This is a genomic window from Morganella psychrotolerans (genome assembly GCF_001676055.1).
Taxonomy (GTDB): Bacteria; Pseudomonadota; Gammaproteobacteria; order Enterobacterales; family Enterobacteriaceae; genus Morganella; species Morganella psychrotolerans_B.
On the sequence record NZ_LZEX01000023.1, the window covers coordinates 364631 to 385906 of the forward strand.

Below are 21276 nucleotides of genomic sequence, written 5' to 3' on the forward strand. Positions count from 1 at the left end.
GACTGGATTGTATATGGTAAATATTAAATGGGCTTCCCTGTCAGCAGTAATACTCGCCGTATTATTTCTGAGTGCCTGTGGTGATGAAAAAGCGCAGACAAAGCAAGTTACCCTGGACGGCAAAACGATGGGGACTTACTACGCAATAAAATATGTGGCAGAGCCGGATAGCGCGGTGGCAGAATCACTGCAAAAAGGGATAGATGTGGTGCTGGAAGAAGTGAATGACCAGATGTCCACTTATCGTCCTGATTCTGAACTCAGTCGCTTTAATCTGAGCCGTGAGATTAATACCCCGTTCCCTGTGTCTGCCGCGACGGCGAAAGTCGTCAGTGAAGCAATCCGTATCAATAAGCTGACGGAAGGCGCTTTGGATGTCACTGTCGGGCCGCTGGTCAATTTGTGGGGATTTGGTCCGGAAGGACGCCTGACCCATGTACCGTCTGATGAGGATATTGAAACCCGCCGTCAGTGGACCGGCATTGATAAATTGCGGGTTGAGGGCAATAATCTGATTAAAACTGTGCCTGAGTTGTATGTGGATCTTTCATCCATTGCAAAAGGGTATGGTGTGGATGCGGTTGCGGAATACCTGGAATCACAGAATATCCGTAATTATATGGTGGATGTGGGCGGAGAAGTCCGGACACAGGGTATTAACGGCAAAGGCACACCATGGCGCATTGCGATTGAGAAACCCTCTGCACAGGGGCTGAGCCAGTCCGCACAGGAAATTATTGAGCCGGGTAATGCTTCTGTAGCAACATCGGGTGATTACCGGAATTATTTTGAAGAAAATAATATTCGCTATTCTCATACTATCGATCCGAAAACAGCACGACCGATTAATCATAATCTGGTATCAATTACAGTTATTGCTGATAACTGCATGAGCGCAGACGGTTTTTCTACCGGATTGAATGTTCTGGGACCTGAGCGTGGTCTGGCGGTGGCAAATGAACAACATATTCCGGTTTTTATGATTGTTAAAACGGAAAATGGTTTTGAAGAGCGCTACAGCGAAACATTTAAGCCGTATCTCAGAAAAAATTAAGAGGAGGGGGCTGATATGATCAAAGTCTTTGTCGCAACCTTTATTCTGTTCCTGCTTGCGTTTTTGGGTATGTCTCTTGGCTATATCATTAAGCGCAAAAGCATTCAGGGCAGTTGCGGCGGGTTGAGTAACATTGGTGTCGAGAAAGTGTGTGATTGTCCCGAACCCTGTGATGCCCGTAAAAAACGGATGGCGCGTGAAGCTGCCCGTGAAGAAAAACTGAATAAAAACCGGATTGTGTGATTGCCGGTTTGTCATATTCTGTCCGTATACAAAGGCGCTCCGGCGCCTTTTTACGATAAGTTTTCAAGGGCATAAGTTCACAGGGCGTCAGTTCACCGGATAAGATAGCTCTTATCAGTAGTAGGTGTAGACGGATGTCACCAGTGCTGTATTAATGACGATCAGACTATTCGCTTTGTTACCTTCTGATACGCTCTGCCAGAGTGCTTTTTCGCAGTTTCCGTACGCATCAAGCTGCTGACAGAGGTAGATTGATTTCACCAGACCCAGTGGTGAGTGTTGTGTCTGGGTCTGTCCGATAACCTGCCTGTTGTCATTATACGTAAACTCATAATTGAGCTGAGGTAACCCGTCAGTCTGAGAGATTATGGCATTTATCTGGTGGTCATCGTTCCAGTCATACAGGATTTCACCTTTTTCATCCTGTGTATCGCCTTGTGTCACCGCCCGCGTTACCAGTCCGTTTTCATAAAAAAATTCAGTGCTCAGTTGTGATACCGGTGTATTTTTACCATTATCATTTTCGGCGATTGCCTTTGTTATCTGCTTTTCCTGGTTATATAAAAGACGGCTGTTTGCATTGATAAGTGTGACGGTTTTACCTCCGGGCTTAATAAGCTCAGAGGTAAATAATAGCTGATAACCCCAGTCATTATGATGCCCTTCAGAGCGCATCCTGTTTTGTAGCTCTGAATAGCCTTCTGTTATTTCAAATAAAAAATAATCAAGATCACCACAGGGGCTCAGATCATACTGACCACGGATAATAATATTATTTTTTTTATCGGGTGAGTTGGTCGTTGTGGTGATGGATTTTACCGGCCCGTTAATTATTCCGGCACCGAGAATAATTAAATTACTGCTTCTGGCTTGCGCCGGATAAACAGCACAATCAGCATAAGAGTAGTTGCTTAATAAAGAGAGCGTTAATCCCACAAAAAAAAACGAGGGATATTAGTGGTGTAATTAATTGACCAAATTTATATTTTATCACCATGCTATCCCCCGGATGTTTCTTATAGTTATAACAAAAGTTTCCGGATAAATAAATTAATATAATTAACGTATATTAATTATGAATATAAAATGATTAAACCATACATACATTCTGGATATTGTTGGCCGAGCTCAGCCCCGCCTTGCCGTACAGAGCATCTGTATATCCCGTTTATCTTTGCTTGTCGCCGGCAAGTATCCTGAATTATTTAGCATATATAACTGAATAAATATATTGTCGGAGGCAGGAGGAATAAGAATGGAATGAGTTATTGATAACATTCCATCCTTATTCATTAAAATTATTTAATTAACCTGGTGATATTACGATAAAGAATTATTTTTATTTCAGATTGAGCAGTGAGTCTACCATTACACCATCTGCACTCAGTTCGGTTGCTAATGCTAAATCTGCCGGTGTTTTTATACCGAATAAGATAATACTGTTTTTGCCATTTTTTCTGAAGCAATCCGCCGCTGTTTTATCCCAGGTAAGTATGGCAGGTGAGCGGGCCTCACCGAGTGTAAAGGTTTCAACGACTTCAATTTTGCGATGTAATTCAAATCCATACCAGCGTGGCTGTGCTTGTGTGCTGATATCACAGGTATGTGTGATCAGGCTGCCCGCGAGTACGTTGCGGGTGGTATCCCTGCTTTCAAATACAGGGATGGAATCAGGAAGCGCAGTAAGATAGTCAGGATTGGTGGAATAGACCCGGATCCGTTGTTTTGCCTGATGGCGCGTTAGTACGTCATCCAGTTGCCGAGCAAAAATGGCAGGTATTGCATCAGGGGATTTAATATCCAGGTAGAAGAAAGTATCCGGGTAGCGACTAAGTACGGTATCCAGCGCCGGGATAGTTGCATTAATTTTGGTATTATTTTTTTGATTATAATCACGGGCGGCATCAGCTCCGGCCAGCTCTGCCGCAGTATAGCGGGAAACCGGACCCGCTTTATCGGTCAATGTTGTCAGATCTGACGGGCGGTATAACACAACCTGATTATCTTTTGATAACTGAAGTGTTATCCAGATAGCATCTGCGTGGTTATTTAGTGCTTTATCAATGGCATAGAGTGTATTTTCAGGTGCGTCAGCCGTCGCCCCGCGGTGTGCAATAATTTGTGGTGCGGCAAAGGTTGTCATGGTGATGCAACTCAGAAAAAGGGCAGGAAATAGTTTTTTCATAATTCATCCGTCAGAAGGAGTAAGCCTGTTTGTCTGTCACGTTGTTGTTTTATCAGAGCAACATGACAACCGGATGTAATCACAAAAAAAACGGTGAAACTTTCAGATTTAAGCCCTGTGATTGACTGTGTGAATAAGAAGTCGGCTAACTATATTTTTATTCATTTAAACCGCAGGTTAGTTAGCTGCATCTTATAGTTTGAATTAAAATAATATTACTGTATATTTAAACAGTGTTATTATTATTCAGGAGATAACTGGTGCGTAAAATCATTCATATTGATATGGATTGCTTTTATGCGGCGATTGAAATGCGCGATAACCCCGCACTGCGTGATATCCCGCTGGCTATCGGCGGCAGTTCGGACCGGCGTGGTGTAATTGCGACTGCCAATTATCCGGCACGGCGCTTCGGGGTACACAGTGCTATGTCAACAGCGAAAGCGCTGATGCTGTGTCCGCAACTGAAAGTGATCCCGGGGCGTATGTCTGTGTATAAGACCACATCTGAACAGTTGCATGATATTTTTTCCCGTTATACTTCCCTGATTGAACCTCTCTCACTCGATGAGGCTTATCTTGATGTCTCGGACAGTACGCTGCATTGCGGCTCAGCAACACGGATGGCTGAAGATATCCGCCGGACAATTTTCAGTGAGCTGGGTCTGACTGCTTCTGCGGGGGTTGCGCCCATAAAATTTCTGGCGAAAATCGCGTCTGACCTGAATAAGCCGGACGGGCAGTATATCATTGCGCCGGAGCAGGTAGCCGGTTTTGTATTGGCATTACCGTTGCGTAAAATTCCCGGCGTGGGGAAAGTGACGGCGAAACGCCTGGCAGATCTCGGTCTGGAGACCTGCCGGGATGTTCAGCGTTATGATCAGATAAGCCTGATTAAGCAGTTCGGGAAATTCGGGCAGAGCCTCTGGCAGCGCTGTCACGGCATCGATGAACGCTCTGTCTGCCCGGACCGGGAGCGCAAATCTGTTGGTGTGGAGCGGACACTGGCGCAGGATATTGCATCGTGGGATGCGTGCCGGGCGATTGTTGATGAGCTGTTTCCTGAGCTGGAACGGCGTTTGAGCAAGGTGTCACCCGATCTGCTCATTGCCCGCCAGGGCATCAAACTCAAGTTTTCTGATTTTCAGCAGACGACACAGGAGCATGTTTATCCGGTGCTGGATAAACAGGATTTACTGAAAACGGCAGAACGTGCATGGGAAAGCCGCCGGGAAGGGCGCGGTGTTCGTCTGGTTGGACTGCATGTGGCGCTGCGCGATCCGCAGATTGAGCGCCAGCTGGTACTGGGATTCGGAGAGCAATAAAAAACCGGCGGGATTTGCATCACCGCCGGTTAACTGAATGACGTAATTACGCTTTTTCAGGGATCGCTTTTAAGATAGCGGTCAGTAACTGCCAGTACTGTCCGACACTCTTAATATGCACCTGCTCATCCGGTGAGTGAGCGCCGGTGATGGTTGGCCCGATAGAAACCATGTCCATGTCCGGATACGGTTTTTTGAATAAACCGCACTCAAGACCGGCATGGATAACCATGACATTCGGTGTTTTATCAAACAGTTGCTGATATGTTTCACTGACCAGATGCATTACAGGAGAGTTTGCATCCGGCTGCCAGCCCGGATAGCCGCCTTCGGCAACAATCTGTGCGCCGCTGAGATCAGCCAGTGATGTCAGCATGCTGACCACATTGGATTTACCGGATTCGATCAGAGAACGAACCAGACAGATGATTTGAGCACGATCGTTATCCATGTTGATCACGCCGACGTTCAGTGAGGTCTCAACAACGCCCTGCACCACATCGCTCATGCGGATGACACCATTCGGCATAACATTCAGCATATTGATAAGACGACGCTGTACATCAGCTGTCAGTGCGCCCTGTGTTGTCTCTGCTGCTGTCAGAGTAACCTGAAGGTTTTTCTCTTTCTGAGCAAGCTCATCTTTAAGCAGGTCTTCAAATTTAGTCCGCAGAGCGTCCAGTTTTGCACTGTTATCCGCAGGAATTGCCAGCGTGATATAGCCTTCGCGCGGGATAGCATTGCGCAGTGTTCCGCCCTGAAAATCAATCAGGCGGGCCTGAAGTTCTGCGCCGTGTCCGGCTAAAAAGCGTGCCAGTAATTTATTGGCATTGCCCAGACCGAGATGTACATCTCCGCCTGAATGTCCGCCTTTGAGCCCTTTGAGTGTCAGGGTAAAGGTTTTGTAACCGGCAGGAACCGCTTCACGGGTCAGTGCCAGAGTCGTGGTGACGTCAATACCGCCCGCACAACCCATATAGATTTCACCTTCTTCTTCGGAATCGGTGTTAATCAGAATATCAGCCTGTAACCAGCCCGGCTGCAGACCGAACGCGCCGTCCATTCCGGTTTCTTCTGTCATGGTCAGCAGGACTTCCAGCGGGCCGTGTTTGACGGAATCATCGGCCAGAACAGCCAGTGCGGAAGCCATACCCACACCGTTATCGGCGCCTAATGTGGTGCCTTTCGCGGTAACCCAGTCGCCGTCAATATAAGGCTGAATCGGATCTTTTTCGAAATCGTGATCAGTATCATTATTTTTTTGCGGGACCATATCCAGGTGAGCCTGTAATACAACGGCTTTCCGGTTTTCCAGTCCTTTTGTGGCAGGTTTGCGGATCAGAATATTGCCGACACTGTCACGTTCCACATGAAATTCTTTCTCTTTCGCCCACTCAATAATATGTGCAGCAAGTTGCTCTTCATGGTGTGACGGATGCGGTATAGAACAGATTTTAGCAAAAATATCCCACAGCGGCTGCGGAAATAATTGTGATAGTTCAGACACGTTCGATCTCCTGTTACTGCATTTTTCATTATTAGGATGAGGATACCTGAAGGCGGCCGGTTACGCTGTTTAAATTGAGCGGTCGCAATATCCGATGTCTGAGAATAGCAAATTCTTTCAGGAAGTGCGTGTATTGCTCAGCGAATTATCATGAATTCGTCGGTTACGCTGGTCTTTAGCGACTCAAATCACTATAATCCTGCGCAACCTTTTTTCCGCAAAAAAGACTCTTTTCTGTAAATCATCATGCCGGGATCAAATTGATATGAGCGAAAAATACGTCGTAACGTGGGATATGTTGCAAATGCATGCCCGTAAACTGGCACAACGTTTAATGCCTGTCGAACAATGGAAAGGCATTATTGCCGTCAGCCGCGGGGGCCTGGTGCCGGGCGCGTTGCTTGCCCGTGAACTGGGGATCCGTCATGTGGATACTGTCTGCATTTCGAGCTATGATCACGATCATCAGCGCGAAATGAAAGTCATGAAAAAAGCAGACGGTGACGGCGAAGGATTTATCATCATTGATGACCTCGTGGATACCGGCGGTACCGCTCAGATGATCCGCGATATGTATCCGAAAGCCTATTTTGTCACGATTTTCGCGAAACCGGCCGGTCAGCCGCTGGTTGATGATTACGTGGTGGATATCCCTCAGGATACCTGGATTGAGCAGCCCTGGGATATGACCGTCAGCTTTGTTAAACCAATCTGCGATCAGTAAGCGAATGCCATGACACAACAAAACCTGTCAGAGAAACTTTTTAAGCCTAAAATTAAACACAGCGAAACCTCCACACTGGTTACTTTTAAAGACGCCGGTGTCCGGACGGTAAAAGGCAGCGTGCTGAGCGGATGCACCCATCCGGGCTGGTATCGCATGATTAATCGCTTAATGTGGATCTGGCGGGGTGTTCCGCCGCTGGAAACAGAAGAAGTTCTGAGCCGGATTGCCGCATCAGACGCACCCCGCAGTGACGACTCACTGCTGGATACGGTGATTGGCTACCGCCGGGGAAACTGGGCTTATGAATGGTCTCAGCAGGCGATGTTATGGCAGCGCAAAGCGCTGGAATTTGAGTCCGGCGAAAAAGCCTGTGATGCCTGGCTGTGTGCTGCAAACCTTTACAGCATTGCGGGATATCCTCATTTAAAAGGGGATGAACTGGCAGAGCAGGCAACCATTCTGGCAAATCAGGCGTATGAAAACTCCGCCCGGTTTGCTGGTTATGAACTGAAAAAAATTGAATTCAAAATGGAAAGCGGCGGTAATATCAGCGCGTTCCTGCATCTTCCCCCGACAAAAAACAGCGCATTTCCGACTGTCATGCTGTGCGGTAGTCTGGACAATCTGCAAAGTGATTACTGCCGCTATTTCCGTGACTATCTGGCACCGCAGGGCATTGCGCTGCTTACCCTGGATATGCCGTCGGTCGGTTATTCATCAAAACAATCATTAAGCCAGGAAAGCAGCCTGATGCATCAGCAGGTGCTGGAGCAACTGCGCAATGTGCCGTGGATCGATCACACCCGTGTTGCGGTTGTGGGTCTGCGTTTCGGCGCTAATGTGGCGGTGCGCCTGGCGTATCTGTCAGCACATCAGCTCAGAGGTGCGGCACTGCTCGGACCGGTTGTACATGATTTGTTTGTCAACCCGGAACGCCAGGAAATGGTGCCGCGCATGTATATGGATGTGCTGGCAAGCCGTGCGGCGGAGCGTTGTGTTGATCTTGATACTATCCGCAGCCGACTGAGTTGTTTATCTCTTAAAAATCAGGGGCTTCTTGGTCGCCGCTGCACACTGCCAATAATGAGTGTGTGCTGGAAAGATGATGTCTTCAGCCCGAAAAGTGAATCAGAGCTTATCGTCCGCTCATCGTCCGACGGAAAATTACTGGAGCTTGGCAGCACGCCGGTTTTTGATACATTCCATAAATCATTAGATGAAACTACGCGCTGGCTGACCAAAATTTTGTGCTGAACTGCATAAAGCCATTGATAATTCCTGTCTGTTTGCTACAAATAAGCCTTCACTGAAAGGAGGCTTAATGATGTCGGCACTGGTTTCAGATTATACGCGCGGTAAATTGCTGCGACGTTTTACCGCTTTGGGTCCGTACATCCGTGAGCCACAGTGTCAGGACGGACACTACTTTTTTGACTGTCTGGCCGTGTGTGTCAACGCAGATGCCGCCCCGGAAAAACGGGAATTTTATGGCTGGTGGCTTACGCTCACTCCGCAGGAACAGGGCTTTGTATCTGAATACCGTCTCGGAATATTTGATAAAAGCGGTCACTGGCAGGAAAATAAACTGTCCCGTAAAGAGACACATGATACGGTCTGTAACACATTGATTACGTTTCATCCCCGTCTGCACGCCGTTCTCTGTGAGCTGGGCCTGACACTCACTCCGTCACCGGAAACGCCTCCCCCCGTTAAATTGCCGGAATAATTTCCGGATTTGCGTTATGCCTGTTGGCATAGCGCGCGCCACCTGTTAAAACAGATTATCTTTTCTTATCCCGCTAAATAATGGTAGAACGCAATGAATAGCAGCCAAACGCTGGTTGTAAAACTGGGCACGAGTGTGCTGACCGGTGGATCACGACATTTAAATCAGGCACGGATTGTTGAATTAGTCCGCCAGTGTGCTCAGCAATATGAAAAAGGGCACCGTATTATTATTGTCACCTCCGGGGCGATTGCCGCGGGTCGTGAACACCTTGGTTACCCCGAACTCCCCGCCACCATTGCGTCCAAACAGTTGCTTGCCGCGGTCGGGCAGAGCCGCCTTATCCAGTTATGGGAGCGGCTTTTCTCCATTTACGGGATAAATATCGGACAGATGCTTCTGACCCGTGCTGATATGGAAGACCGCGAACGTTTTCTTAATGCCCGCGATACACTCACTGCACTGCTGGATAATGGCATTGTGCCGGTTATCAATGAAAACGATGCAGTGGCAACAGCTGAAATCAAAGTCGGTGATAATGACAACCTTTCTGCGCTGGCAGCGATTCTGGGCGGGGCGGATAAGCTCCTTCTGCTGACTGACATTGAAGGCTTATATACCGCTGATCCGCGCAGTAACCCTGATGCCACACTAATCTCTGAAGTACATGAAATCAGTGATGAATTACGCGGCGTGGCCGGCGACAGCGTCACCGGTCTGGGCACCGGCGGTATGGCGACCAAACTTCAGGCGGCGACAGTCGCAGGTCGTGCCGGTATTGATGTCATTATTGCCGCAGGCGATCGCGCCGGTGTGATTTGTGATGTCATTGATGATATCCCGGTCGGCACCCGTTTTTTCGGTAAAAAAGCGCCGATGGAAGCCCGCAAACAATGGATCTTCGGTGCACCACCGGCCGGGGAAATTATTGTGGATGACGGCGCGGAAACGGCCCTGAAAGATAATGGCAGTTCGCTGTTACCGAAAGGCATTAAAACCGTAAACGGAAATTTCTCCCGTGGCGAGGTTGTCCGGATCCGTACATTAAGCGGGCGGGATCTGGCTCACGGCGTCAGCCGTTATAACAGTGATGCGCTGCGCCTGATTGCCGGACGGCATTCACAGGAAATAAACACAATTTTAGGCTATGAATACGGCGCAGTGGCTGTTCATCGCGACGATATGATTGTCAGTTAAGGATATAACCGTATGTTAGAACAAACAGGAAAATCGGCGCAGGCTGCGTCCCGGGTGCTGGCTCAGTTGTCAGGAAAACAAAAAAATCAGGCACTGACCCGCATTGCTGATCTTCTGGAGCAGAACAGTGCGCCTATCCTGCTGCCAATAAGATTGATATTGCCAACGCGCGTGAACAGGGCACATCAGAAGCAATGCTGGACAGACTGCTGCTGACTCAGGCGCGTCTGGAAAGTATCGCAGCCGATGTGCGCAAAGTTTGCCTGCTGGCAGATCCGGTCGGTGAAGTTATCGACGGCGGTGTGCTTGACAGCGGGCTGCGTCTTGAACGCCGCCGTATGCCACTTGGCGTGGTGGCGGTAATTTATGAAGCCCGCCCGAATGTCACAGTTGATGTCGCCTCTTTGTGCCTGAAAACCGGTAATGCCGTTATTCTGCGCGGCGGTAAAGAAACGCATAACACCAATGTGGCAACAGTCCGCGTTATTCAGCAGGCACTCAGTGAGTGCGGGCTGCCGGCTGCGGCAATTCAGGCGATTGACGATCCTGATCGCGCACTGGTCACTGAATTACTGAAGATGGATCGCTACGTGGATATTCTTATCCCGCGCGGCGGTGCCGGACTGCACCGTTTGTGCCGCGAGCAATCAACCATTCCGGTTATCACCGGCGGGATTGGCGTGTGTCATATTTTTGTGGATGAGAGTGCAGATTTACACAAAGCGCTGCCGGTCATCGAAAATGCCAAAGTACAGCGCCCGGGTGTGTGTAATGCAGTCGAAACATTGCTGGTGCATGAAAAAGTTGCCGCTGAATTCTTACCGTTGCTGAGTGAAAAAATGGCCGCAAACGGCGTCACACTGCATGCCTGCCCGCTATCTCTGCCGCTGCTGAAGGACGGCGCAGCACAAGTGATTGCGGTGACAGATGCACAGTTGTCGGATGAGTGGCTGTCACTGGATCTGAATGTGGTGGTGGTGGCGGATATTGACAGTGCGATTGACCATATCCGTCATTACGGCACACAGCATTCCGAATCGATCCTGACACAATCGATGTCACAGGCGGATTACTTTGTGGCAGGCATTGATTCATCGGCTGTATATGTGAATGCCAGTACGCGCTTCACCGATGGTGGTCAGTTTGGTCTGGGCGCAGAGGTTGCGGTCAGTACTCAGAAACTGCATGCCCGCGGGCCTATGGGACTGACAGCACTGACGACGTACAAGTGGATTGGCACCGGCGACCATACTATCCGCTCATAATCCGGCAGGTTGTATTGGTATCGCCAATGATGCTGATTAATGTATCAACAGCATCCGCGGGAAAGCGGATGCTGCTTTTGCTTTTTGTCTGAGTACGCTATGATAGGTCATTGTAATTTACACTTATGTAAAATATTTTGAACACCTGGCGGGGTAAACCGGATACTTATGAATCATCAGGATAAAAAACCGATTATTTATCTTATTGGTGCCCGCGGAGCAGGTAAAACGACGCTGGGTAAACCGTTATCACATGCATTACTGTACGATTTTATTGACACAGATGCGCGCGTGACACAGCAGTGTCAGATGTCTATCGCTGAACTGGTTGAGCGCTCCGGCTGGGATCGTTTCCGTGAGCTGGAAAGCGATGTCCTGCGACAGGTCAGCCAGCCACAGCACCTTGTTTCTACCGGCGGCGGTATTGTGATGGCACCGGAAAACCGGGCCTTTATGCAATCAACCGGCTGGGTTGTGTATCTGCGCGCGACAGCTGAAGTCCTGGCTGAACGCTTGTCACACACACCACAGGCACACCAGCGCCCGAGCCTGACAGGCAAATGCATTGTCGGGGAAATGGCGGAAGTTCTGCAAAAACGCGAACCGCTTTACCTGGAATGTGCTGATATTGTTGTCGATGCTACCCGCCCCATCCCTGAGCTTATCGGACACATCTGCAGCCGTATTCATACCCCGGCATAATAGTCAGCAGAGAGTGAGCAGTGATAAGTGATAATTCCCGGATAATTGATATTTTACTTAGTTCTGTCAGCCGGTTAATCAATCCGGTGTGGTATTATTGTGAGAACGCCGCCTGAGTTATTAGCGGAACAATAAATGCACAGGGAATTCAGTATGTTGATGAACGTGTTACGCGCACTGCTTCGCGGATTATTCCGCATTCGTGTCACCGGTGACCTGAGTAATCTGAATCAGCCACGAAGTGTTATCACCCCGAATCATGCTTCTTTTATTGATGGTGTTCTGCTGGGGCTTTTTTTACCCACCCGGCCGGTGTTCGCGATGTACACCAATTACGCCACACCATTTCTGATCCGCTGTTTAAAACCCATTGCTGACATTGTGCCGGTTGATCCGCGTAACCCGCTGGCATTGCGGCATCTGATCCGCGAAATAGAAAAAGGTCGTCAGATTGTGATTTTTCCGGAAGGCCGTGTGACTATCACGGACTCCCTGATGAAAATCTATGATGGCGCGGCGTTTGTTGCCGCCAAAACCGGCGCAAAAATAATCCCGGTGCGGATAGACGGCGCGGAACTGACGTATTTAAGCCGGATGCGTAAGGTCATCAAAACCCATTTTTTCCCGAAAATTACCATTCATATTCTGCCGGCAACAGAAATCCCGATGCCGGTTGCTCCGCGTGCTGCTGAACGCCGCCGTCTGGCGGGAGAGCGTCTGCGGGATATTATGATGGAGGCACGTATGGCGTGCCGTCCTTCACTGACACTGCCGCAGGCATTTCTGGGTGCCGTCAATCGCTACGGGCGTTTTCAGCGTTGTATTGATGACATCAATTTCAGTGAAGACAGTTATCAGGGATTATTAAAAAAATCTCTCGGGCTGAGCTGCATTATCAGTCACTGCACAACTGAAGGGGAGCGGACCGGCTTCCTGTTACCGAACGCGACTGTTATGGCGGCAGCTATTCTCGGGGCATCGATGCGCCGCCGGGTACCTGCATTACTAAATTATACCGCCGGCGTTTCCGGGCTGCGCAATGCCATGAAAGCGGCGGGGGTAAAAACGATTATTACATCGCGTCAGTTTCTGGAGAAAGGCAAGTTAATGCATTTGCCGGAACAACTGACAGAGGCAAACTGGATCTATCTGGAAGAGGCAAAACAGACGGTTACCCTGAAAGACAAACTGTGGGTAATGAAATCGCTGGTGATGCCAAAATCGGCATTATTACCTCAGAAACCGGAAGATGATGCATTGATCCTCTTTACCTCCGGCTCAGAAGGAACACCGAAAGGGGTGGTTCACAGCCATGACTCGCTGCTGACAAATGTGGAGCAGATTAAAACCGTTGCTGACTTTACGCCGAAAGACCGTTTTATGTCCGCACTGCCGCTGTTCCATGCCTTTGGTCTGACCGCCGGACTGTTTACACCGTTATTATGCGGCTGCCGGATTTTTCTGTATCCCAGCCCGCTGCATTACCGGATGGTACCGGAATTGATTTATGATCAGAATTGTACTGTTCTTTTCGGCACATCGACATTTCTGACCAATTACGCCCGCTTTGCTCATCCTTATGATTTTACCCGTGTCCGTTATGTCATCGCCGGAGCTGAAAAATTAGCCGAAGCGACAAAACAGATCTGGCAGGAAAAATTCGGCGTGCGTATTCTTGAAGGGTACGGGGTGACTGAATGTGCGCCGGTTGTGTCTATTAATACGCCGATGGCAGCCCGCTCCGGTACGGTCGGCCGTCTGGTTCCGGGAATGGAATCGCGTCTGCTGCCGGTTGCCGGTATTGAACACGGCGGATTATTGCAGGTCCGCGGGCTGAACGTGATGAAAGGTTATTTGCGGGTGGAAGCCCCCGGGCTGATCGAACCACCTGTGGCTGAAAATGCACAGGGCGAGATGCAGACCGGTTGGTATGATACCGGGGATATTGTCAGTGTTGATGCCGACGGATTTATTACTATCCGCGGCCGCGTAAAGCGTTTTGCCAAACTGGCAGGGGAAATGATATCGCTGGAAAGTGTTGAACAACTGGCACTGAGTGTCTCACCCGGACAACTGCATGCAGTCGTCACCAGACCGGATATGAAACGCGGTGAAGCGCTGGTGATGTTTACCACTGACAATGCCTTAGATCGCGCGCAGTTGCTGGCGCAGGCGAAAGCTAAAGGACTCCCTGAGCTGGCGGTTCCGAGAGATATCCGTTATATCGCGCAACTGCCGGTGCTCGGCAGCGGAAAACCGGATTTTGTGACGCTCAAACACCTGGCATTACAGGAGCCGGAACTATGACCGCATCAGTCCCGCTATTGAATAAAGGCATGAAAGCCGTTTTAGCCTCACAGTTTATTTCTGCGTTTGCCGATAACGCCATCTTATTTGCGATCCTCGCACAGCTCAGCGCCCGGAACTACCCTGAGTGGAGCCAGCCGATGCTGCAGATGGTCTTCGTGCTGACCTTTATTGTACTGGCACCATTTGTCGGACAGATAGCAGACTGCTTCCCGAAAGGGCGGGTCATGCTGATGTCTAACGGTTGTAAGCTCATCGGTGCAATTGTTATCTGTCTCGGATCCGATCCGTTCCTGGGTTATGCAATGGTCGGGATTGGCGCGGCGGCCTATTCACCGGCTAAATACGGGATCCTCGGCGAGCTGACAACCGGCGAACAGCTGGTTAAGGCGAACGGGCTGATTGAAGCATCGACTATTGTGGCGATTTTACTGGGATCGGTCACCGGCGGATTTCTGTCTGATTATCACATCAGTATGGCGCTCATCATGTGTACGGTTATGTATGCACTGGCTGCGGTTACGAATCTTTATATTCCGCGTCTGCCACCGGCAAAAATGGCACAGAGCTGGAATTTACGCATTATGATGAGCACGTTTGTCCGTGCCGTGGTTTCGCTGTGGCAAAATCAGGAGAGCCGTTTTTCTCTGACCGGCACCAGTTTATTCTGGGGGGGCTGGTGTAACACTGCGCCTGATGCTGGTTCTGTGGGTGCCGTCGGCGCTCGGGATCACCGGACAAACCATGCCGACCGTACTGAATGCGATGGTGGCAGTCGGGATTGTGGCGGGCGCGGGGCTGGCAGCACGGTTTATCACGCTGGAAACAGTACGCCGCTGTATGCCTGCCGGGATATTGATCGGCGTAATGGTCATTATCTTTACCTTTCAGACATCGGTTGTGCCGACAAATATTACCCTCGTTCTGCTCGGTGTGTTTGGCGGGTTGTTTGTCGTACCGCTTAATGCATTACTGCAAAAACGCGGCAAAGAAACGGTCGGCGCGGGGAATGCTATCGCGGTACAGAACCTGGGCGAAAACGGTGCCATGCTGATTATGCTGGGGCTCTATTCGCTGGCGGTGAAAGCAGGGGTATCTGTTGTGGTGATTGGTGCCACATTCGGCAGCCTGTTTGCGCTGGCTATCGGCGGATTATGGCTCTGGGATATCCGGCGTAAAAAACAGATCTTATAACGGGAGCGACTGATGAATGACGAACAGATACTTGCGCAGCGCAGCACGGAACTGGGAAAACATCTGTCTGATGCCGGGCTGAGTGTCACCACGGCGGAGTCCTGTACCGGCGGCTGGATAGCCAAGGTCATTACAGATATCTCAGGCAGCTCTGCGTATTTTCAGCGGGGATTCGTGACTTACAGTAATGATGCCAAACACACGATGATTGGTGTGTCGGAACAGACATTGAATGTTTACGGCGCAGTCAGTGAGGCGGTGGTGTGTGAGATGGCGGCCGGCGCACTGAAAACAGCAGGCGCGGATCTTGCGGTTTCCGTCAGTGGCATTGCCGGTCCTGACGGCGGCAGCGCGGATAAACCGGTCGGCACCGTGTGGTTCGGCTGGGCGTGGCGTGAAAACGATAAACTGAAAACAGCGGCTCGTCAGTACTGTTTTCAGGGTGATCGCAATGCGGTGCGCTGTCAGGCGGTGCTGAAAAGCCTGGACGGATTAATCGCCATTCTGATAAAAAAATCACTTGATACTGTATGACTATACAGTATAATCAGTTTCAACAGATTACGTTCAAACCATTTTAATAACCCGGGGCAGTGTCTCAGGGTTGAGACGGGAGTTTACATGGCTATTGATGAAAACAAACAAAAAGCACTGGCAGCAGCCTTAGGTCAAATCGAGAAGCAATTTGGTAAAGGTTCCATTATGCGTCTGGGCGAAGACCGCTCAATGGATGTTGAAACCATCTCAACCGGTTCTCTGGCACTTGATGTTGCACTGGGTGCGGGTGGTTTACCGCTGGGGCGTATTGTTGAAATCTACGGGCCTGAATCTTCCGGTAAAACCACACTGACATTACAGGTTATTGCTGCTGCACAGCGCCAGGGCCGTATTTGTGCCTTTATCGATGCGGAGCATGCACTGGATCCGGTCTATGCGAAAAAACTGGGCGTGGATATTGATAATCTGCTGTGTTCCCAGCCGGATACAGGTGAACAGGCACTGGAAATCTGTGATGCATTAACCCGCTCAGGCGCTGTCGATGTCATTATTGTTGACTCCGTTGCCGCACTGACACCAAAAGCTGAGATTGAAGGCGAGATTGGTGATTCTCACATGGGCCTTGCTGCCCGTATGATGAGCCAGGCAATGCGTAAGCTGGCCGGTAATCTGAAAAACTCAAATACTCTGCTGATTTTTATCAACCAGATCCGTATGAAGATTGGTGTGATGTTTGGTAACCCGGAAACCACAACCGGTGGTAACGCACTGAAATTCTATGCATCTGTCCGTTTGGATATCCGCCGTATCGGTGCGGTAAAAAATGGTGATGAAGTTGTCGGCAGTGAAACCCGCGTTAAAGTAGTAAAAAATAAAATTGCAGCACCGTTTAAGCAGGCTGAATTCCAGATTATGTATGGCGAAGGGATCAACACCATGGGTGAACTGATTGACCTTGGCGTAAAACATAAAATGGTTGAAAAGGCCGGTGCATGGTACAGCTACAACGGTGAAAAAATTGGTCAGGGTAAAGCTAATGCGACTATTTACCTGAAGGAACATCCTGAAATGCTGATGAACTGGATAAAAAGTTACGTGATTTACTACTAAATCATGCCGGTGAATTAAGCTCAGTGACAGACACTTTTAATGAAGAAACTGAAACTGAAGATGCAAATAACGAAGAAGTTTGATTAATAAAATAATACGTGCCATGCATTTATTTTAATAAAATCATCCTGTTATGAGTGAAGCCATGCCCGCCACGGGTGTGGCTTTATTTTTATTTACAGTCATACGCCTCTTTCTGACTAAAACCCCTTCCCCGGCCGAATAAATTGTGTTTGATCGAACAGACTTTCAGAAAAAGTTTATTCGCTTTACAATGGGGTCAGTGAATGGATTTATCTGGGATTTAATGTCCAAGGGAAAACGTTAAATTTCTCCCCGCCTTGATTGATCCGCAGGTTGAACCGGAGCGGCTTTACTGTCTGTTTCGCAGTTCATGAATCTTCTTATTTCAGCTTGATTTCGGGATAAATATGAGCAAAAGCACCGCTGAGATCCGTCAGGCGTTTCTCGATTTTTTTCATACAAAAGGACATCAGATTGTCCAGAGCAGCTCCCTGGTACCGAATAACGATCCGACGCTGCTTTTTACTAACGCAGGGATGAACCAATTCAAAGATGTTTTCCTGGGTCTGGATAAACGTCCGTACAGCCGTGCAACAACAGCACAGCGCTGTGTTCGTGCGGGCGGAAAACACAACGACCTCGAAAACGTCGGCTACACTGCACGTCACCACACTTTCTTTGAGATGCTGGGTAACTTCAGCTTCGGCGATTACTTCAAGCATGATGCTATCAATTACGCATGGGAACTGCTGACCGGCAAAGAATGGTTTAACCTGCCGAAAGAAAAATTGTGGGTCACCATTTATGCGACAGACGATGAAGCATATGAAATCTGGAACAAAGAGATAGGCGTACCGGCAGAACGTATCATCCGTATCGGTGATAACAAGGGCGCCAAATATGCATCAGATAACTTCTGGCAGATGGGTGATACCGGTCCTTGTGGTCCGTGTACTGAAATTTTCTTTGATCATGGCGACCATATCTGGGGTGGACCTCCGGGATCACCTGAAGAAGACGGTGACCGCTATATTGAGATCTGGAATATCGTTTTCATGCAGTTCAACCGCCAGTCTGACGGCACATTAGAACCACTGCCGAAACCGTCTGTTGATACCGGTATGGGGCTGGAGCGTATCACTGCTGTACTTCAGCATGTTAACTCCAACTATGACATCGATTTATTCCGTGCTCTGATTGCTGATGTGGCAAAAGTCACCGGCGCTGCGGACCTGACCAGTAAATCATTACGCGTGATTGCAGATCATATCCGTTCCTGTGCATTCCTGATTTGTGACGGTGTTATCCCGTCGAATGAAGGACGCGGCTATGTATTACGTCGTATCATCCGTCGTGCTGTCCGTCACGGATACATGATAGGTGCGAACGACACATTCTTCTACAAACTGGTCGGCCCGCTGATTAATGTGATGGGAACCGCCGGTGAAGAACTTACCCGCCAGCGTGTAATTGTCGAAAAAGTTCTGAAATCAGAAGAAGAGCAGTTTGCCCGCACCCTGGAGCGTGGTCTTCAGTTACTGGATGATGAATTAGCTTCTCTGAAAGGGGATACCCTGAGTGGTGAAGCAGCTTTCCGTCTGTATGACACTTACGGCTTCCCGCTGGACTTAACCGCGGACGTCTGCCGTGAGCGTAATTTGAAAGTAGATGAAGCCGCATTTGAAGTCGCGATGGAAGAGCAGCGCCGCCGTGCCCGTGAAAACAGCGGGTTTGGTGCAGATTATAACAGTCTGATCAAAGTGGATAAGCGCAGTGATTTCTCCGGATATGACCATAACGAACAGGCGGCAACCATTGTTGCACTGTACAAAGAAGGTCAGCCGGTAACTGAACTTAATGCCGGAGATGAAGGCCTGGTTATTCTGGATAAAACGGCATTTTATGCCGAATCCGGTGGCCAGGTGGGCGATACCGGTGTGCTGGCTAATAATGATGCACAATTCACTGTGCTGGATACGCAAAAATATGGCCAGGCAATTGGTCATCTGGGGCGTGTCGCTCATGGAAAACTAACGGTAAATCACAAGATTACCGCTAAGATTGATGAAGAGCGCCGCAATGCTATCCGCCTGAACCACTCCGCAACGCACCTGATGCATGCTGCACTGCGTCAGGTTCTGGGTGAGCATGTGTCTCAGAAAGGCTCTCTGGTTAATGATAAATACCTGCGTTTTGACTTCTCTCACTTTGAGGCCATGACCCCGGCACAAATCCGTCAGGTTGAAGATTTGGTGAATGCAGAGATCCGTAAAAATGAGCCGGTTACGACTGAGCTGATGGATCTGGAAGATGCGAAATCGAAAGGTGCGATGGCACTCTTTGGTGAGAAATACGACGAGCGCGTCCGTGTGCTGAGTATGGGCGACTTCTCGACTGAATTGTGTGGTGGTACACATGCCACCCGTACAGGCGATATAGGCCTGTTCCGTATCATCAGTGAATCCGCGACTGCGGCCGGTATCCGCCGGATTGAAGCTGTCACCGGTACGGGTGCATTGGAAACGGTATATAATCAGTCAGATGCCTTATCCTGTGTGGCACAACTGGTAAAAAGTGATGGAGCGGGCGTTGGTGAGAAAGTGAAAGCAGCACTGGATAAAATCCGTTTACTGGAAAAAGAGTTACAGCAACTCAAAGAACAGCAGGCGGCCCAGGACAGCTCATCTATGACCAAAGAAGCAGTTTCAGTTAAGGGCGTTAAGCTCCTGGTGAAACAACTGCCTGACACTGAACCTAAGATGCTGCGGACGATGGTTGATGATCTGAAAAATCAATTAAGTTCCGGAATAATTGTGCTTTCAACTATCAGTGATGATAAAGTTAGCCTGATTGCAGGTGTAACAAAAGACCTGACCGGCAAAGTAAAAGCCGGCGATCTGGTTGCCTTTATTGCTGAGCAAATCGGCGGTAAAGGCGGCGGTCGTCCGGATATGGCTCAGGCCGGGGGTACAGATACTGCTGCTTTACCTGCTGCGATGGCGGGTGTTGAAGAGTGGGTTGCATCACGCCTGTAATCTGAATAAGTCTGTACAGGAGCACGCTTCGGGGTGCTCCTGATATTGGTGATAGGGTCTTTGTATCACTAAAATTAGGCCGCAATTTTTAACTACACTAAATATTGCAATGTATATAAAACTACATATAGTTTACAAATAATAATTCCTATACCCAACGTCATTCAGGGGGCAGTCACGAATCTGCAGTTTGAATGAATAAGGGTATATACGCTTTCACGGTGTTGGATGGATAATGGCGGGCGAATTCAGTGGCCCGACTCTTTTAAAATTTCAAGGAGCAAAGAATGCTTATTCTGACTCGTCGAGTTGGTGAAACACTCATGATAGGCGATGAGGTAACAGTGACGGTACTGGGTGTTAAAGGTAACCAGGTACGAATTGGTGTCAACGCCCCCAAAGAAGTTTCTGTTCACCGTGAAGAAATTTACCAACGGATCCAGGCTGAAAAATCTCAACCAAATAATAATAACTACTAAGTTGTGAGGCGCGCTCGTTACGATGACGGGCGCCTTCTTCTTTTTTACACTATCGTCATTCGAATCAGCCGTCATTATCCCCGTTCTTATTTTTTTTTCCTGCATAAATCACCCGTTTTTTTGTCACTTTATTTGTTTCCGTGCATTCTTCACCTGAAATAATCGGGTTGTACAGCGACGGTCACAACCGGGCATGCTGATAATATGCCGGCGTTAAAACAGACGTATCGTTGTGAAAACCAACAGAGTGCGCGCTAATTGTGCAAACGATCGTGAGATATGAAAAAGTTAGGAAAAAATGTTTGACTTCTCAGTGGGGGAAAGTAATATGTGCGCCACACAACGACGACATGACGGAAACGAAATTCATTGTTGTGTGGTCTGAAAAATGGTGAGATGGCCGAGAGGCTGAAGGCGCTCCCCTGCTAAGGGAGTATGCGGTCAAAAGCTGCATCGAGGGTTCGAATCCCTCTCTCACCGCCATCAGATTATGCACCCATAGCTCAGCTGGATAGAGTACTCGGCTACGAACCGAGCGGTCAGAGGTTCGAATCCTCTTGGGTGCACCATAACGAACCCCACGATGTTATCATGGGGTTTTTATTTTGGTGTCAGCAAACACTAAAATAAAAAAATCAGGTTTGAAAAGATATTTTCAGGTATGCACCCATAGCTCAGCTGGATAGAGTACTCGGCTA

At 48.9% G+C, this 21276-nt stretch carries 15 protein-coding genes, 2 tRNA genes and 3 pseudogenes; 17 read left to right on the top strand and 3 right to left on the bottom strand.

All coding sequences use genetic code 11. The features are described from left to right. The first annotated feature begins 13 nt into the window (after positions 1–13). Both AYY17_RS13620 and nqrM read left to right on the top strand, forming a co-directional pair. Complete coding sequence (locus AYY17_RS13620) at positions 14–1054, top strand: FAD:protein FMN transferase (RefSeq protein ID WP_067424439.1); 1041 nt, start codon at positions 14–16, stop codon at positions 1052–1054. 15 nt (positions 1055–1069) lie between these two features. Further along, entirely contained in the window at positions 1070–1297 is a 228-nt protein-coding gene (gene nqrM, locus AYY17_RS13625; RefSeq protein WP_067367475.1) for a (Na+)-NQR maturation NqrM, read from the top strand. 114 nt (positions 1298–1411) lie between these two features. Here nqrM and AYY17_RS13630 read toward each other — a convergent pair whose 3' ends face one another. Both AYY17_RS13630 and AYY17_RS13635 read right to left on the bottom strand, forming a co-directional pair. After that, positions 1412–2233, bottom strand: a complete 822-nt coding sequence (locus AYY17_RS13630; RefSeq protein ID WP_067424441.1) for a hypothetical protein — start codon at positions 2231–2233, stop codon at positions 1412–1414. A 403-nt stretch (positions 2234–2636) separates the two neighbouring features. Further along, a complete protein-coding gene (locus tag AYY17_RS13635; protein WP_235845389.1) occupies positions 2637–3482 on the bottom strand; it encodes a glycerophosphodiester phosphodiesterase family protein in 846 nt (281 codons plus the stop codon). Positions 3483–3742: 260 nt separating this feature from the next. Here AYY17_RS13635 and dinB point away from each other — a divergent pair, with 260 nt between their 5' ends. Then, positions 3743–4807: a DNA polymerase IV gene (gene dinB, locus AYY17_RS13640; protein ID WP_067424443.1), complete on the top strand. Its 1065-nt coding sequence runs from the start codon at positions 3743–3745 to the stop codon at positions 4805–4807. Between the two features lie 46 nt (positions 4808–4853). Here dinB and pepD read toward each other — a convergent pair whose 3' ends face one another. Continuing rightward, complete coding sequence (gene pepD, locus AYY17_RS13645; RefSeq protein ID WP_067424446.1) at positions 4854–6314, bottom strand: beta-Ala-His dipeptidase; 1461 nt, start codon at positions 6312–6314, stop codon at positions 4854–4856. Between the two features lie 265 nt (positions 6315–6579). Here pepD and gpt point away from each other — a divergent pair, with 265 nt between their 5' ends. The 14 genes and pseudogenes from gpt (at position 6580) to AYY17_RS13715 (ending at position 21147) form a co-directional block, all read left to right on the top strand. Continuing rightward, positions 6580–7038, top strand: coding sequence for a xanthine phosphoribosyltransferase (gpt, locus tag AYY17_RS13650; RefSeq protein WP_067404242.1), 459 nt, complete (start codon positions 6580–6582; stop codon positions 7036–7038). A 9-nt stretch (positions 7039–7047) separates the two neighbouring features. Beyond that, positions 7048–8295 (top strand): esterase FrsA, encoded by a 1248-nt coding sequence (gene frsA / locus AYY17_RS13655; protein ID WP_067424448.1) that lies wholly within the window; start codon positions 7048–7050, stop codon positions 8293–8295. Positions 8296–8362: 67 nt separating this feature from the next. Then, complete coding sequence (gene crl, locus AYY17_RS13660) at positions 8363–8767, top strand: sigma factor-binding protein Crl (protein WP_235845390.1); 405 nt, start codon at positions 8363–8365, stop codon at positions 8765–8767. Positions 8768–8860: 93 nt separating this feature from the next. Beyond that, a complete protein-coding gene (gene proB, locus AYY17_RS13665) occupies positions 8861–9964 on the top strand; it encodes a glutamate 5-kinase (RefSeq protein WP_067424450.1) in 1104 nt (367 codons plus the stop codon). 12 nt (positions 9965–9976) lie between these two features. Further along, positions 9977–11229 (top strand): annotated as a pseudogene (gene proA / locus AYY17_RS13670) (glutamate-5-semialdehyde dehydrogenase). Positions 11230–11397: 168 nt separating this feature from the next. Further along, complete coding sequence (aroL, locus tag AYY17_RS13675) at positions 11398–11931, top strand: shikimate kinase AroL (protein ID WP_067424452.1); 534 nt, start codon at positions 11398–11400, stop codon at positions 11929–11931. A 153-nt stretch (positions 11932–12084) separates the two neighbouring features. Further along, positions 12085–14238: a bifunctional acyl-ACP--phospholipid O-acyltransferase/long-chain-fatty-acid--ACP ligase gene (aas, locus tag AYY17_RS13680; protein ID WP_067424454.1), complete on the top strand. Its 2154-nt coding sequence runs from the start codon at positions 12085–12087 to the stop codon at positions 14236–14238. Beyond that, positions 14235–15432 (top strand): annotated as a pseudogene (lplT, locus tag AYY17_RS13685) (lysophospholipid transporter LplT). Before aas ends, lplT begins: the two are co-directional and overlap by 4 nt. Before the next feature lie 12 nt (positions 15433–15444). Next, the gene (pncC, locus tag AYY17_RS13690) at positions 15445–15966 is read left to right on the top strand and encodes a nicotinamide-nucleotide amidase (RefSeq protein WP_067424456.1); all 522 of its coding nucleotides are present in this window, start codon (positions 15445–15447) and stop codon (positions 15964–15966) included. Between the two features lie 87 nt (positions 15967–16053). After that, a pseudogene (recA, locus tag AYY17_RS13695) lies at positions 16054–17123 on the top strand (recombinase RecA). A gap of 348 nt (positions 17124–17471) precedes the next feature. Beyond that, the gene (gene alaS, locus AYY17_RS13700; protein ID WP_067424458.1) at positions 17472–20099 is read left to right on the top strand and encodes an alanine--tRNA ligase; all 2628 of its coding nucleotides are present in this window, start codon (positions 17472–17474) and stop codon (positions 20097–20099) included. 287 nt (positions 20100–20386) lie between these two features. Then, positions 20387–20578 (top strand): carbon storage regulator CsrA, encoded by a 192-nt coding sequence (gene csrA, locus AYY17_RS21310; RefSeq protein ID WP_004237871.1) that lies wholly within the window; start codon positions 20387–20389, stop codon positions 20576–20578. A 390-nt stretch (positions 20579–20968) separates the two neighbouring features. Further along, positions 20969–21061: transfer RNA gene (locus AYY17_RS13710), tRNA-Ser, on the top strand. Positions 21062–21070: 9 nt separating this feature from the next. Next, positions 21071–21147: transfer RNA gene (locus tag AYY17_RS13715), tRNA-Arg, on the top strand. The last annotated feature ends 129 nt before the right edge of the window (positions 21148–21276 follow it).

What these genes read in the sequence shown, in the direction of transcription:
- AYY17_RS13620 (WP_067424439.1), top strand. Translation starts at nt 14, where the DNA reads ATGGTAAATATTAAATGGGCTTCCCTGTCAGCAGTAATACTCGCCGTA.
- nqrM (WP_067367475.1), top strand. Translation starts at nt 1,070, where the DNA reads ATGATCAAAGTCTTTGTCGCAACCTTTATTCTGTTCCTGCTTGCGTTT.
- AYY17_RS13635 (WP_235845389.1), bottom strand. Translation starts at nt 3,482, where the DNA reads ATGAAAAAACTATTTCCTGCCCTTTTTCTGAGTTGCATCACCATGACA.
- gpt (WP_067404242.1), top strand. Translation starts at nt 6,580, where the DNA reads ATGAGCGAAAAATACGTCGTAACGTGGGATATGTTGCAAATGCATGCC.
- frsA (WP_067424448.1), top strand. Translation starts at nt 7,048, where the DNA reads ATGACACAACAAAACCTGTCAGAGAAACTTTTTAAGCCTAAAATTAAA.
- crl (WP_235845390.1), top strand. Translation starts at nt 8,363, where the DNA reads ATGATGTCGGCACTGGTTTCAGATTATACGCGCGGTAAATTGCTGCGA.
- proB (WP_067424450.1), top strand. Translation starts at nt 8,861, where the DNA reads ATGAATAGCAGCCAAACGCTGGTTGTAAAACTGGGCACGAGTGTGCTG.
- aroL (WP_067424452.1), top strand. Translation starts at nt 11,398, where the DNA reads ATGAATCATCAGGATAAAAAACCGATTATTTATCTTATTGGTGCCCGC.
- aas (WP_067424454.1), top strand. Translation starts at nt 12,085, where the DNA reads ATGTTGATGAACGTGTTACGCGCACTGCTTCGCGGATTATTCCGCATT.
- pncC (WP_067424456.1), top strand. Translation starts at nt 15,445, where the DNA reads ATGAATGACGAACAGATACTTGCGCAGCGCAGCACGGAACTGGGAAAA.
- alaS (WP_067424458.1), top strand. Translation starts at nt 17,472, where the DNA reads ATGAGCAAAAGCACCGCTGAGATCCGTCAGGCGTTTCTCGATTTTTTT.
- csrA (WP_004237871.1), top strand. Translation starts at nt 20,387, where the DNA reads ATGCTTATTCTGACTCGTCGAGTTGGTGAAACACTCATGATAGGCGAT.